Source organism: Nakamurella aerolata (genome assembly GCF_013002705.1).
Taxonomy (GTDB): Bacteria; Actinomycetota; Actinomycetes; order Mycobacteriales; family Nakamurellaceae; genus Nakamurella; species Nakamurella aerolata.
This window is the reverse complement of record NZ_JABEND010000002.1, coordinates 181502-195934: the sequence shown is the minus strand read 5'-3', so window position 1 is coordinate 195934 and position 14433 is coordinate 181502. Positions and strand designations below refer to the sequence as shown.

The following is a 14433-nucleotide window of genomic DNA, read 5'->3' as shown; positions in this document are numbered from 1 at the left end:
ACAGTTTGTCCGGGTCGCTTCTGCGAACCGGGTTTCCACTCGATGCAGAGGTCGCGAACCGCGCGACCCCAGGAAAGGAGCAGACCATGCGGATGAGGTTGCGCACCGAAGGAACCAAGTACGTAGTCGTCGTTGCACCGAGCGCCAAGCTCGATCAGTCCGGCAACCAGCGGGTGGACAAGTCCGGGGCGATGCTCTGGCAGCTCACCGTCGTGCCCATCGGCGACGAGTTCATGCGCGAGGCGCTGACCATCGTCGTTGACGCGGAGCCAAAAGTTTCGGCGGGAAGCTTTGTCGAGGTTCATGATCTGGTCGCCACGACGTGGGAGATCGAGGGCCGTTCCGGAGTTTCCTTCCGCGCGCAGCGGGTCGCCCCCGTGAGCGCTTCCGGCTCCGGCCCGGCCAAGGCGCCGGCAGCATGACCAGGTCAACAGCACCCGCGGACCCGACTGAGCTCGTCGGGTACCTCCTCGGGCGGCTGGTACTTGGTGCCCTCCGAGCTATCTGGTGGCTGGTCAGCCGGCCTTCCATCGCAGCGCCGATCGTGGTGGTTGTCCTCGCCGGCCAGCTGTTGGGTTGGGCCGTTGGACTCGTGATCCTTGGTGGCGTTGGCATCGCGTTGATCATGCTGCGCGTAATCAGCCCCAGCCTGTTCCGACGGCTGATCACGTCACCCCGGGCGCGCGCGAAAACCCGCCGCGCGTATCGGCGTCGGTGGCTGCCGATCACCGAGATGTGCGGCTTGACCAAACGCCTGGACGGCACGACGGTGGTGCCCCGACTTGCTGGCGTCGACATCGACGAGGGCGTGCATCACCTGACCGTCGCCATGGTGATCGGACAGCACACCGGTGTCTGGCAGGCGGCGTGCCCGCAGATCGCGGCGGCCTTCGCCGCACGAAGTGCACGGGTTTACGACGTGCAGCCAGGCGTGATTCAGATCGAACTCAGGTTTCACGATCTGCTGGCGGACCCACTGGGACGGCTGCCGTGGGCCGCGAGCAGTGATCTCCGGCAGGTCCCGGTTGGGATGACCTCGAACGGCACGCCATGGGTACTGCCCCTCTTGGGGTCCCACACCTTCATTGGCGGTGTCACCGGTTCCGGCAAGTCCTCGATCGTGTGGGCGATGTTGGCCGGCGTGTCCTCCGCCATTCGTACGGGCACGGTTTCTGCCTGGGCAGTCGATCCGAAGGGCGGAATGGAGCTGGGGATCGGCCAGGGCGTCTTCGACCGTTTCGCGTGTGAGTCAACGGTTGTGATGGTGGAGCTGCTCGAGTCTGCGGTGGCTCTGATGGATGAGCGATGCCGTCGGCTTGCCGGAATCGCGCGACAACACGTACCAACGGTCGATGACCCCATGCTGATCATCGTCGTCGACGAGCTGTCGACACTGACGGCCTATGAGCCAGATGCCAAACTGCGGAACCGTGCGACGGCGGCCGTTTCGGCGCTGCTGGCTCGCGGTCGTGCCGCAGCCGTAGTCGTAATCGGTTGCGCGCAGGATCCACGCAAAGAAGTGGTCTCGTTCCGGTCGCTGTTTCCGACGCGAATCGCGATGCGGCTCGACAGCGGCTCCCAGGTGGACATGGTGCTCGGCGACGGGATGCACGCGATGGGTGCACGTGCAGAGGACATTCCCGCCGCACAGCCAGGGGTCGGCTACATCGCGTCGGAGGGCGGCGGCGAACCGCAGATGGTTCGTGCTTCCTACATCAGAGACGAGGAAATCCGCTGCCTCAGCGACGATCTGGGTAGCCGGAAGCTCCGAGAGGATGTCGCATGACTCTGCCATTTGCAGACCCACAGGCGGTGAGAGTCGCGGCCGCCGCTGCTTCCCACGCCCAGCCCGAAGTGCCGAGCGAGTGCGTCGAGCAGGCTATTCGACGTCAATTGGAGCCTGGCTTCCCCCGCTGGCAGCGACTCATAGCATCATCCGGGTTCTGCCATCGGCCAGTCCGGCTCGACGGCAAAGTGGTCGCCTCGGGGGAATCATCGGCACGGACGATCTACGACAGCAAGGATGAGCCTGATGGCCAGCTGCTGGTGCGCTGCGGCAATCGAAGGGCGTCGGTCTGCCCGCCATGTAGTAGGACCTATGCCGGCGATGTGTGGCACTTGCTCCAAGCCGGCATCGCAGGTGGCACAAAGGGCGTACCTCGAGCGGTAGCCGGCAACCCGTCGTGGTTCGTGACGTTGACCGGGCCGTCGTTCGGTTCGGTACACGGGCAGGGTTGCGGGCGCGGAAGGGCCGGACGGAGCGCCAGCGGAGGCCGGCCAGGGAGCGCCAAGGTGACCTGCTCGCACGGCCGGACCACCCGCTGCCCTATCACCCATGACGACGACGATCCACGGCTCGGAACGCCGATCTGCCCCGATTGCTACGACTACACCGGTGCGGCAGCGTTCAATGCCAAGGCACCTGAGCTGTGGCGTCGATTCACCATCGCGTTGAGGCGTCGGTGTGCCGACGAGTTGGAGCTGCCTGAGCGACAACTTGGATCGATCATGCGCATCAGTTTCGCCAAGGTAGCGGAGTTCCAGGCTCGAGGAGTCGTTCACTTCCACGCGATCATCCGTCTCGATGGCCCGGAAGTGCCATACGCACCATGGCCGGCAAATCTGAGCAACCTGGACCTGCCTAATCTCATGCGGGAGTCGGCTGCTTCTGGCTTCCTCGCGGCGTCTACCGACGACGGCGTCCGGGCGCTCCGCTTCGGGGACCAGCTCGATATTCGGAGAGTCGTGGGCGACACCGACGACGACGGACATGTCACCCCGCAGAAAGTAGCGGCGTACATCGCCAAGTATTCAACCAAGGCGGCCGAAGACTTCGGCCTGATCAGTGGTGTCCGGACAGCGGAAGCGGCTGCACTGCACGGTCTTTCCCCGCATGTGGTGCGGATGCTGAGGGCCGTAGAGCGGCTCGCAACTCAGCCCGAGTTCGCCGGAATCGAACGCTGGGTCCACATGCTCGGGTTCCGTGGTCATTTCACCACCAAATCCCGAGCCTTCTCCGTGACCCTGGGTGAGCTGCGCGGAGCGCGAGCCGCTCACCGGCAAGCGGATGGTTTTCCGCTGGGCGACGGCATCGACCGTGCTGGCGTCGCGGGCCACAGCGAATCGACGCTAGTGGTCGGTTCCTGGAAGTTCCGCGGTCTGGGCCATCTCTCGCCCGGCGACCTCCTGCTGACCACGCGCGTCTATACCGAGCACCTCGAGGCACTAGACCACGCACGAGAGGAGCAGCAACTTGCCACGGACTACCCCTGAACCTGGGGTCTGCCCCCGACTAACCCCGTTCGGCCATAACCCATCGATCACTAGGAGGACGCTATGAGACGCATGCTGTACCGAGTCACTGAGGTCGCGCAGTTCCTCGGCATCAGCCGGGGCAAGGCCTACCAACTGATCAACGTCGGCGACTTGAAGTCGGTCAAGATCGGCGGCTGCCGCCGCGTTCGCGCCGATGACCTGCGGGACTACGTCGCGTCGCTCGGCACGGAGGAACTGCCGTGGCCGGCGTAAAGGACGGCATCCTTCAACGCGGAACGACCTGGTCCTACGTGGTGCGGGTTCGCGACCCGGAAACCGGCCGCAGCAGACCCCGATGGGTCGGCGGCTTCGCCACGGAACGCGAAGCCAAGACCGCCCGCGACGAAGCTCGCGTCGCTGCCAGCCGCTCGGAGTACGTCAACCGGACCACGATCACGGTCGGGCAGTTCCTCGACTCCTGGCTTGGCGTTCACGAGGTCGAAGTGAAGCCGCAAACCATCGCGTCCTACCGAGATCTCATCGACCGCTACGTGACGCCTCGGCTGGGCGACGTTCGGCTCCAGGCGGTACAGCCGGCCATGCTGACCAGGCTGTACACCGATCTACTCAAAGCCGGCGGTGCGAAGGGGCGTCCACTCGCCCGCAGCACCGTCGAGAAGGTCCACGCGATCCTGCGCAAGGCCTTCCACGACGCGGTGAACATAGACCAGCTGCTCAACGCCAGCCCTGTCGATCGCGCGAAACGTCCGCGCAAGCAGTCGGCCGCTGCTAAGCACATCTGGACTCCCGCTGACCTCCGCGTGTTCCTCGAGACCACCCGGCCGCATCGCCTGTTCCCCTTCTTCCACCTGGCGGCCTACACCGGCGCTCGGCGCGGAGAGCTCCTCAACCTGCGCTGGTCGAACGTCGACCTCGACGCCGGCAGCTTGGAGATTCAAGGGACCGTGGCCGTCATCAACGGCCAACGAGTGGAAGGCACCACCAAGGGCGGCCATGCTCGCACGGTCAGCCTCGACGACGCGACCGTTGCGGTACTCCGGAGCCACCAGCGCGACCAGCGCGACCAGCGCTTCGCCGCGGGCCCCGACTGGGCTGCCGGCGACTTCGTTTTCACGCGGGGTGCGGGGTTGCCGCTCTACCCAGACACGCCATCGCAGCTCATTCCGAAGCTCATCGAACAGCACAACAAGACCGCGAATCCTTCGCTCCCCCGGATCCGTCTGCACGACCTGCGGCACATCCACGCCACCGTGCTCCTCGAAGCCGGAGTGCCGGTGCACGTCGTCGCCGGCCGGCTCGGCCATGCCGACCCCGCGATCACGTTGCGGGTGTACGCGCACGTGCTGCGGGCTTCCGAGACCAAAGCAGCTGACATTTTCGCGTCCGCCGTCGGCGGATGAGCTGCCAGATCACCGTTCAACCAGAGCGGCCACCATCAGGAAGGAATCAAGAGATGAACCGCACCATCGAGGTCCCGATCGACATCTACAAGCGGATGCAGGCCGGGTACGTCGCGCGACTCGCAGACCAGATCATCGCCGACGGCGGCATCCGCAGGTTCGTCATCATCGATGACACCGGCGGCCACGTATTCGGCTGGCTCTGGCGAACCGAACCGAGTCGATGCATGCGGCTGCTGGTCGATCTGGTCATCGAGCTGAGGAACCACCACCCGCAAGCGCCACAACCACCGATTCGGTATTCGGACGTGGTCGACGCGCTGCGGATGGCGCTGCCCGGCGACATCGACACGGCGTCGCGGGATGCGTTCGCCGCCGACGCGCGAACCTACGGTGCAGCGCACTGGCCCAACCTCGATGAGTGAAGCTGTTAGCAAAACCGTTAGCAGGCCGCCCGGATCGACGACTGGCGCCGCAACGCAAACGAGGCCCCGACCAACGTATTCGCTGGTCAGGGCCTCGTCCATGCTGGAGCCGCCTTGGGGAATCGAACCCCAGACCTTCTCATTACGAGTGAGATGCTCTGCCGACTGAGCTAAGGCGGCGCACGCTGCTGCGCGGGATCAGTCTAACGGGTGGCGCAGCCTCGCCGAACGCTGCCGGTCCGCGCTCATGGGCAACGCCAGGCCGGGAGAAAAATGTGCGGTTCGATCAGCGTTTGCCCAGGTCGCGTCCCACAGACTCGCGGCGAGGCACCGATTTTTCCGCTGCCCGGTCCCAACGACCATGCCGACCGACACCGACCGGTCTCAGCCGGTGGTCGTCGGTACCGGCGTCCACTCGGCGAAGTCGATGGTCCAGTCGTAGATGTCGCCGTCGGCCTCGGACAGCGGCACGGAGGTGCCGGTGATGATCACCGGATCGCCGTACTCCGCCATGGCGAAGTACTCCTTGGCGTTCACATCGGACAGGTTCAGGCAGCCGTGCGACACGTTCTCCTTGCCCTGCTTGTCGAGCGAGGCCAGGTTCTGGTGGATGAACTCGCCGTTGTTGGAGATCCGCACCGACCACGGTTCCGGCAGATCCTTGTAGCCGAACTTCTCGTTGGTCATCTTCTTGTCGGCTTCTTTGCTCGTCACCACGTGGATGCCGGAGCGGGTCGTCATCCGCTTGTCGCCGACCCGGTCGCCGCGGCCCATCGACGTCGGATAGGTCGCGACCGTCTCGCCGTCGCGCTTCACCACGATCTGCTTGGTCTCGGCGTCGGCGTAGGTCACCAGTTTGCGGCCAACCGTGAAGCTGGTCTGCAGCGGCTCCCGCGCACCCCACACCGAGTCGGACAGTTGCACGCCGAGCAGATCCAGCGACACCGTCACCTTGGTGTTGGCCGGCCAAAAGTCCTTGGGGCGCAAGTCAAGTGACTTGCAGTCGTCGCCGTCGTGCCGCAGCCACTTGGCGCCCAGCTCCACCGGATTCGAGGTGGTCACCTTCAGGTGCTTGAGCACATCGGCACGACGCTCCTCCGACACGCAGGTGCCGAACCTGATCATGACGGGCGCCGCGACGCCCACCTCGGTGCCGGGTCCCGGCGAGATGCGGCCCTGCGAGGTGCTGGCCGAAAAGGTGCTCCAGGTGCCGTCGATGCTGGCATCGGCTCGACCCGCCGCCCCGGCGACGGTGCCGACGGCGCGGTACTTCGCGCCGTAGCGCAGCCGCTGGTCCGAGGTCCAGCTGGTGCGGTCGGCGGAGAACGAGCCGTCGATCGGGCTGCCGTCCTCGGCCAGCACCTTGAGCTCGGTGATGGTGCCGCCGCTCACCTTGATGGTGGCCGGTTCGATCGGGCTCAGCGTGTCGCTGCCGAAGGCCGGTGTCGCGGTGACGGTGGCCGGCACGGGCTGCGGCCTGCTCGGCGGCGGGCTCGACACTGCCGCGGCCGATGCCCTCCCGGAGGACGCCGCCGGCCCTGACCCGCTCGCCGGCGGTTCCCCGGTTCCGCTCGACGCGCTCGGGTTCGCCCCGGACGACGCGGCCGGCTGCTGCACGGTGACCGACCCGCCATCCGAGCCGGGCGCGGCCGTCGCCGTGGCGCCGCCGTCCTGGGTGGCCTTGCCGGTCTGGCCGGCCGTCGCCGCGGCGTTCTCGGCGGCGTTCTCGGCTGCCCCGGCACTGCCGGAGCAGCCGGCGACCAGCGCGGCCACCACGGCCAGCGCGGCGATGCCCGCTCCGTGCCGCCAGCGGCGTGAAAGATTGTTGACGCTCATGACGCTCCCCAAGCTGCGACCTGCTACCGACCAACCCCGACTCGACCCGGAAAGGGCCGGCCCAACGACTTCCCCGCTGCAGCTTGTCGGTGCTACCTAGCGATGGCGTCTACCCACTTCAGATGCGCGCCAGCACGACAACGTTGCCCCGCCGCCGGAAACACTTCCCCGGCCGCGCGGCCACCACCTCAGATTTCACCCGATCGGTCGTACTGGCCCCTACCGATCTTAACGGGAGTCGTAGGCCTTTCGTGACGCACAGACCGACGCCTTGGGGCAGATGTGACTGGATCCATCTGCCGCCAGCTTCACCACCACCGCGTCCCGTGGCACCGAATGGCCGACAACGGTGCCGGGCCCGGCCGGTGACTCGACGTCCTCGCCGACGGCCGGGGCGTCCTTGCGAAACTGCTGGTACAGCGGGTGTTCGTACTTCAAACAGCACATCAGCCGGCCGCACGCCCCTGATATCCGCAGCGGATTGGTCGGCAGATCCTGGTCCCTTGCCATCGCGAGGGTCACCGGCTCGTAGTCGGAGAGAAAGGTGGAACAGCAGGTGTCGCGACCGCACGAGCCGATCGCACCGGTGACGCGCACCGCGTCCCGATCGGGCAGCTGCACCAGCTCCACCCGGCTACCCAGGGTGGCCGACAGGTCGCGCAGCAGCGAGCGGAAGTCGACGGTGTGCGGTGCCGAGTAGTAGATGACGGTCTTGCCGGTATCGGCGCGCGGGTCCACCGAGAGCACCTTCATCGGCAGGCCGTGCTCGCGGATCAGCTTGCGGCTGGCCACCATGGTGCGGGCCTTGACCTTCCGCAGCCGCTGGGTCTGCGCCAGGTCGTCTTCGCTGGCAGGGCCGAGCAGTTCGGGGAAGCCGTCGAGTTCGTCGTCGGCGAAGGCGGTCTGCTCCGCCGCCCACATCACCTGGGCGGTGAGCGGGCCGTGCTCGGTCGGCAGCAGCACATGGTCGCCGACTTCCGGCCGGTGGTCGCCGGGCCGCGCATAGTGCAGTTGCCCGGTCGGTGAGAACGCGACGGCGCACAGCATGCCCATGCCGCGAGTGTAGGTCGGGCGGCTACTTCCCCACGAAGATCGGGTTGCTCAGCGCCAGCATCGCCCCCGCCGCGTCCCGCACCTCGAACCGCACCCAGCAGGTGTACCTGGCGTCGGTCACCCACTCCACCAGTTGATCGGGGCCGTCCACCGGGGTGTGCAGTTGCGGGCCGAGCTGGTCGAAGACGGTGGCGACGGCGCCGGCGGGGAACCCGCTGACCCGGCAGCGCACCGTCACCTCGACGCCCCAGTCGACCGCGAGCCGGCCACCGAGCCCGGCGACGCCGGGCTTGCCGGCAAGTTCGGCGGCGGTGCCGTCGCTGTTGCTCGCCGGAGCCGCGCCCGCGGCCCAGGCGCCGGCGGCCAGGCTCAGCCCGGCGCTCGCCACCAGGTACGAGCGGCCCTGCTTGAGCCGCTGCATCAGCGCCGTCCGCTCCAGCTTGTCGGCGTAGACCACCGTCTGCGGCAGCCCGACGGTGTCCGCCGGGGCGTGCGCGTCGGAGTCGCCGATCGCCGGCAGGAAGGTACCGGTGCGCAGCAAGCCGTCCCAGTGCGTGACGGCGGCGTCGTCCTCCGGGGTCCACGGGCCGTTCCAGACCTCGATCAGGTCGACCCCGGCGTCCAGCGGGAACTCGAAGGCGCAGGCAAAACAGTTGGCGAACGGGTGCGCCGCGGTGACGAGGCCGCCCGCGGCGTGCACCTGGTCGGTGAAGCGCCTGAACTCCTCGGGGGTGTCGGCGCGGTAGCGCCAGTCGATCCAGGTGTCGGCCGGCAGGCCGATCGCCGGCCAGTGCCCTGAACGGGTGGTCACCTCTTCGCCGTTGAGGATCAGCAGGTCGTCGGTGGCGTACCGGCCCCACACCAGCTGGGCGCTGGGGGTGTTGTGCTCAGTGGAGGTGATGAAGTCCAGCTTCGCGGCGGTGGCGGCGGCGACGAGCTGCTCGGGGGTGCGCTTGCCGTCGGAGTGCACGGTGTGCAGGTGGCAGTCGCCGCGATACCAGGCCCGGCCGCGTTCCCGCCGCGGTGCTCTGGTGGGCGCGGCGATCGCCCGGAACGGTGGCGTCGGGCGGCCGAAGGTGAGCGTCACCGTCACCGAGAAGTCCATGCCGGACGGGGCGATGGTGTACGCGCCCAGCACCACGTGCCAGGTGCCGGCGCCCACCGGGCCGGCCAGATAACCGGGCGTCGCCTCCGACGGGCTGATGAAGAACTCGGAGCGGGCACCCCCGGACCAGCCGCGGAAAGCCTTGCGGTTACCCAACTCAAGGCCCTCGGGCCCGAACATGCCGATGTCGCAGGCATTTCCACGCCGGCCCGGCGGCACGTCCGGCCGGTTGTAGCTGTAGGAGACGTCGATCCGGGACACCCCGGCCGGCACCTCGACGGGGACGTAGTAGTAATCGGGGTTGCCCGGCTCGAGGTGCCCCGTCACGGTTTTGGTCTGGGTCGGCGGCGCCGACGGGTTCGCGGTCGGTGCCGCCTCCGCCTGCGGTGCGAAAGCCAGGCCGGGCAGCAGGTTTGCCACGGTGGCGGCGGCTCCCGCCGCGCCGGCGGCGATGACGTTGCGTCGGGACATCACCCGGGGATTGTCGGCCATCCGGCGACGGTAACCAGCGGCGGCGCACCGGCGCAGCGACGCGAAGGTGAATCTCCGGTGACGAACAGTGCTCGGGCGCCGCCGGCCGGCAGCCGTGGCGGCGGCTAGGAGGCTGCCGGTTCGCCGATGCCGGCCAGCTGCACCATCAAGGTCTCGACCGCGATCTGCGGCTTGACGTTCAGCTCGATCGCCTCCCGGCAGGCCAGCACCGCGTCCAGCCGGCGCAGCGCGCCGTCGGCGCCGAACCGGCCGGCGGCGGTGCGCACGTCTTCCGCCAGATCCGGGTTGATCAGTGGCACGTCGGCGCCGAAGGCGGTGGCGATGACGTCCCGGTAGAAGCCGGACAGGTCGATCAGTGCGCGGTCGAGGACGTCGCGCTCGGTGCGGGTGGCCCGCGACTTCTGCCGCCGCTCCAGTTCTTTGACCGCGCCGGCGCTGCCGCGGGCGGCGGTCGCCGCACCCTTGCCGGTGCCTCCGGCGCCGAGCGCCGTTTTCAGCTCGGCGATCTCGGCGGCGTCGCGGGTCTCGGCGTACGAGCTGGCCTCACCCTTTGCGGTGGCCAGCAGCGCGCCGGATTCGGCGAACACGTCGGAGAAGCCGCGCAGCGCACCGGGAATCGCCAACACCCGTTCGCGGTGGGCGCGGGCCTCGTCGTCCCGAGCCAGCCGGCGCGCCCGCCCGACGTGGCCGCCGGACACCGATGCCGCCCAGCCGGCCATGTCGGTGTCGATACCGTCGCGGCGGACCAACACCTCGGCGATGTCGGCGGCGGCCGGGGTGCGCAGGTTCAGCACCCGGCAGCGCGATCGGATGGTGACGGAGACGTCTTCGGGATGGGTGGAAGGGGCGCACAGCAGGAACACCGTGTACGGCGGCGGCTCCTCGATGGCTTTCAGCAGTGCGTTCGCCGCCGATTCGGTGAGCCGGTCGGCGTCTTCGATCAGCACGATCTGGCGGCGCGCGGTGGCCGGCCGGCGAGCCGCCAGCTGCACCACCTGGCGCATCTCCTTCACCGAGATGGTGAGGCCCTCCGGCACCACCGAGCGCACGTCGGCGTGGGTCCCGGCCAGCACCGTGCGGCAGTGCGTGCACTGCCCGCAGCCGCGATCAGCGCACTGCAGGGCCGCCGCGAACGCCCTGGCCGCGGTGGAGCGGCCGGATCCCGGCGGCCCGGTGAACAGCCAGGCGTGCGTCATCGCGGCCGCCGGGACCGTCGGGTCGTCGTGGGTGGCCGCCACCGCTGCCCGCAGCTCGGCCACCGCGGCGTGCTGACCCACCACGTCGGTCCAGACGGTCTGGTCGGCTCCGGTGACCGTCGCTGTGCTCACGACGCCACGTTAGCGGGCGGGTGCGACGTCCGGCTGCGACCGCCGGGGTGCACCGTCGGGTGCACCCCTGTCGCTGCGCCGCCGCCCGGGCACCCAGGCGCGCCCGGTAGCGTTGCGGGACGTGTCCAGCAGCGGAGTCCCGTCGTCGGCCAGGCCGGCACGTCCGCCGGGGCCGCAGCACGCTGCTCACCGCCGGTGTCGCGGCCGTTGTCGCGCTCGCGGGCTGCACCAACGGCGGCACCGGTGCCGGAACCGCGCCCGCAACCCCCGCAGATATCTCGACCGGAGTCTCCGGGGTGTCGTCGATGCCTCCCACACCGCCGACGGTGGTGCTGCCGCCGGCGAGTTCGGTGTCCGTCGTCATCCCGCCGGCCTCCTCAAGCGGCCCCGCCACCTCGGCCGCCGAAACGACCTCGTCCGCCCCACCGACGTCCGGCACCGGAACCGCTGTCGACCCGGGCCAGGACGCCGATCTGGACGAGCTGGTGCCGGGGCTGTACCCGGAACGCGTGGTGGAGAACTACAAGCGCACGGCGATCTCGGTGAGCCGACCGGTCGCCGATGGCGCTCCGGCGCTGACCGCGGCGGCGGCGCGCTGGGTTCAGCGGCAGTACGACGATTTCGTCACCGACACCCCGCCGGGCGAGGCGCCGACCGAGCTCAACATCGGCTGGCGGGTGAGCGCGGTGGCCGGCCCGCTGATCGCCGTCAGATTCACCATGTATCTGTTTCCGGGTGCGTCGGGCGTCAATGTCTTCCACACCATCTACAGCGACGAAGCCACCGGGGTGGCAACCACCGGCGCCGGTCTGATCCGGCCGGAGCAACGCGCCGACGCCGTCCAACTGATCACTTCGGCGTTGCGGGCCAAGGGATTCGACCCCGACGTCGAGACGCTGGCTGACGACGACGTGACCACCCTGTTGGACGGGCTGACGTTCGCGCCGGACGGCAGCGTCAGCATCGTGGTGCCGCAGGGCCTGATCCTGCCGCTGTCGGACGGGTCGCCGGTGGTGCCGCTGAGCCAGCAGCAGGCGTCGGCATACCTGACCGCGGCCGGCCAGCGATTCCGGCAGGCCACCCGCTCCCCCAGCGAGTTCCGGCCCGGCTCCCGGCCGGCGACCTCACCCGCCGCGGCAAGCAGCAGCCCAGCATCAACCGGCTCCACCTCCACCGGCTCCACTTCAACCAGCCCGACCTCCCCTGGCAGCCGCTCGTCTGCTACCCGTTCGTCGGGGGTCGGGACCCGGACGCAGCAGCCCAGCACCACGCGCCCACCCACCCCGACAGCAACACCCACACCGACAGCGGTGCAGCCGCCGGGCACATCGGTGAACTGCGCCGAGAAGCGTTGCGTCGCACTGACTTTCGATGACGGACCCGGCAGGTACACCGACCAGCTGATCGATGAGCTGACTGCGGCCGGCGCCCCAGCGACGTTCTTCCTGCTGGGGCCGCAGGCGGACGCTTATCCGGCCACCGTCCGGCGGCTGCGCAGCGCCGGGATGGTGATCGGCAACCACACCATGGATCACCGCAACCTGGTGAACATGGACGCCGCCGGTCAGCGCGCCGAGGTGACCGAGGCGGCAGCTGCGATCGAGGCGGCGGGCGGCGGCCGCCCCACCCTGCTGCGTCCGCCGTACGGCTCGTACAACGCCACCACCCGAACGCTGGGCGACCCGATGGTGATGTGGGACGTCGACACCGAGGACTGGAGGAACAAGGACGCAACGGTGACCGCGCGGCGCGCCGTCGACGGCGCGTCGAACGGGTCGATCATCCTGATGCACGACCTTCACCGCAGCACCGTTCAAGCGGTGCCGCAGATCGTTTCGCAGTTGCGCGCCAAGGGTTTCACCCTGGTGACGGTGCCGCAGTTGTACGGCGCGCCGCTGCAGCCGGGCCAGTTGTACTTCTCCCGCAACCGGGTTCGCTGACCCGAGCCGTCACCACTCGGCGTGCGAACCGTCGGCGTGCCGCCACACCGGCGGCACCCAGTTGTGGCCGATCTGGTCGGCGGCACGCACCGCGGCCTCGTCGATCTCGATGCCGAGTCCAGGGCCGGTGGGTCGGCGCACACAGCCGTCGACCATCTCGAAAACGGTCGGGTCCACCAGGTAGTCGAGCAGGTCGTTACCGGTGTTGTAGTGGATACCAAGGCTTTGTTCCTGGATCAGGAAGTTGGGCGTCGCGAAATCCACCTGCAGGCAGGCCGCGAACGCGATCGGGCCAAGCGGACAGTGTGGCGCCAGCTGAGCGCCGAACGTCTCGCCGAGGGTGGCGATGCGGCGCACCTCGGAGATACCGCCGGCATGGGACAGGTCGGGTTGCATCACCGCAACCCCTTGCTGCACAACGGGAAGGAACTGCTCGCGCCCGGTCAGCCGCTCGCCGGTGGCGATCGGGATGTTGGACGCCTCGACGAGGGATCCGAAGAACTGCCCATACTCCGGCAGCACCGGTTCCTCGACGAACAGCGGGGCCGCAGGGGCCAGCAGCGGCAGCAGCCGCCTGGCGTTGGCCGGGGTGGCCCTGCCGTGGAAGTCGACGGCGAAATCCCTGCCGGGGCCGAGCGTTTCACGGGCAAGGTGGGCCCGCCGCACGGCCGCGTCGATCTCGGCGTTGGTGGAGATCGGCTCCATGGCGCCGGCCACGTTCATCTTGATGGCGGTGTAGCCCACCTCGAGCTTCTCGCCGATGGCCTGCTCAAGATCGTGCGGGTCGTCGCCGCCGACCCAGCAGTAGATGCGCGCCTTGTCGCGCACCGGGCCGCCCAGCAGCTCGTGCACCGGGCAGCCGCGCACCTTGCCGGCGATGTCCCACAGCGCCTGATCGATCCCGGCGATCGCCGACTGCATCACCAGACCGCCGCGGTAGAACCGGCTCTTGGTGAGCACCTGCCAGTGGTCTTCGATGCGCAGCGGGTCCTTGCCGATCAGGTACTCGGCGCACTGCTGCACCTCGGTGCGCACGCTCGCCGCTCGTCCTTCCAGCACCGGCTCGCCCCAGCCGACGATGCCCTCGTCGGTGGAGATCTTGCAGAACAGCCAGCGCGGCGGCACCAGGAAGGTCTCCACCGAGGTGATCTTCATTGCGTTCCAACGCCTTTCGTGGGCAACCGTGATGGGCAACGGCCGGCGTCGACAGGTCGGCGCACCGGCGCGGCATGCGTGCCGAGCCTAGTTCGCTGCCGAACGGTTATCACCATGCGCACCGCCAGCACGCGGCGGCGCCCGCCGGACGCAGGGTCCGGCGGGCGCCGCTCGATGCTGACCTGCTCAGGCAGGTGCTACCGGGGCAACGGCTCAGCGCACCTGGACGGTGAGCGTCACCTTCTTGCCCGACTGCTCACCGGTGACCTCCAGCTGGTACTTACCCGGCTTGCTGGGGGCGGTGCCGTAACCGGTGGCGGCACCGTTGTTCAGCTCGGTGACGCCCAGATCGACGGTGTTGCCGCCGCCGACCATGGTGCTGCGCACCGAGGTGTCGCCGTAGAACTTGCTGGCCTCTACCAC

12 protein-coding genes and 1 tRNA gene are annotated in these 14433 nt (G+C 68.8%); 7 read left to right on the top strand and 6 right to left on the bottom strand.

Annotated features, from left to right (window positions below):
- The first annotated feature begins 86 nt into the window (after positions 1–86).
- The 6 genes from HKD39_RS04135 (at position 87) to HKD39_RS04110 (ending at position 5101) form a co-directional block, all read left to right on the top strand.
- Entirely contained in the window at positions 87–422 is a 336-nt protein-coding gene (locus tag HKD39_RS04135; protein WP_171198581.1) for a hypothetical protein, read from the top strand.
- Positions 419–1786: an FtsK/SpoIIIE domain-containing protein gene (locus HKD39_RS04130; protein WP_171198580.1), complete on the top strand. Its 1368-nt coding sequence runs from the start codon at positions 419–421 to the stop codon at positions 1784–1786. The genes HKD39_RS04135 and HKD39_RS04130 overlap by 4 nt, the downstream gene beginning before the upstream one ends.
- Positions 1783–3273, top strand: coding sequence for a replication initiator (locus tag HKD39_RS04125; RefSeq protein WP_343074585.1), 1491 nt, complete (start codon positions 1783–1785; stop codon positions 3271–3273). The genes HKD39_RS04130 and HKD39_RS04125 overlap by 4 nt, the downstream gene beginning before the upstream one ends.
- 63 nt (positions 3274–3336) lie before the next feature.
- Complete coding sequence (locus tag HKD39_RS04120; RefSeq protein WP_171198578.1) at positions 3337–3528, top strand: helix-turn-helix domain-containing protein; 192 nt, start codon at positions 3337–3339, stop codon at positions 3526–3528.
- A complete protein-coding gene (locus HKD39_RS04115) occupies positions 3516–4676 on the top strand; it encodes a tyrosine-type recombinase/integrase (RefSeq protein WP_171198577.1) in 1161 nt (386 codons plus the stop codon). The genes HKD39_RS04120 and HKD39_RS04115 overlap by 13 nt, the downstream gene beginning before the upstream one ends.
- 53 nt (positions 4677–4729) lie before the next feature.
- Positions 4730–5101, top strand: coding sequence for a hypothetical protein (locus HKD39_RS04110; protein ID WP_171198576.1), 372 nt, complete (start codon positions 4730–4732; stop codon positions 5099–5101).
- Between the two features lie 104 nt (positions 5102–5205).
- Here HKD39_RS04110 and HKD39_RS04105 read toward each other — a convergent pair.
- From HKD39_RS04105 to HKD39_RS04085, 5 genes are all read right to left on the bottom strand, one after another.
- Positions 5206–5281: transfer RNA gene (locus tag HKD39_RS04105), tRNA-Thr, on the bottom strand.
- Positions 5282–5485: 204 nt separating this feature from the next.
- Positions 5486–6937 carry a L,D-transpeptidase gene (locus tag HKD39_RS04100; protein WP_171198575.1) on the bottom strand — a complete coding sequence of 484 codons (1452 nt, stop codon included), beginning with the start codon at positions 6935–6937 and terminating at the stop codon, positions 5486–5488.
- Positions 6938–7165: 228 nt separating this feature from the next.
- A complete protein-coding gene (locus HKD39_RS04095; protein WP_171198574.1) occupies positions 7166–7990 on the bottom strand; it encodes a PSP1 domain-containing protein in 825 nt (274 codons plus the stop codon).
- A 22-nt stretch (positions 7991–8012) separates the two neighbouring features.
- Positions 8013–9566, bottom strand: a complete 1554-nt coding sequence (locus HKD39_RS04090; RefSeq protein WP_171198942.1) for a CehA/McbA family metallohydrolase — start codon at positions 9564–9566, stop codon at positions 8013–8015.
- Positions 9567–9691: 125 nt separating this feature from the next.
- On the bottom strand, positions 9692–10915 hold the full coding sequence (locus HKD39_RS04085) for a DNA polymerase III subunit delta' (protein WP_171198573.1): 1224 nt from the start codon (positions 10913–10915) through the stop codon (positions 9692–9694).
- Positions 10916–11220: 305 nt separating this feature from the next.
- Here HKD39_RS04085 and HKD39_RS04080 point away from each other — a divergent pair, with 305 nt between their 5' ends.
- On the top strand, positions 11221–12855 hold the full coding sequence (locus tag HKD39_RS04080) for a polysaccharide deacetylase family protein (protein ID WP_171198572.1): 1635 nt from the start codon (positions 11221–11223) through the stop codon (positions 12853–12855).
- Positions 12856–12864: 9 nt separating this feature from the next.
- On the opposite strand, the gene dgoD is transcribed toward HKD39_RS04080, so the two are convergent.
- Positions 12865–14010 carry a galactonate dehydratase gene (dgoD, locus tag HKD39_RS04075; RefSeq protein ID WP_171198571.1) on the bottom strand — a complete coding sequence of 382 codons (1146 nt, stop codon included), beginning with the start codon at positions 14008–14010 and terminating at the stop codon, positions 12865–12867.
- Positions 14011–14433 lie beyond the last annotated feature (423 nt).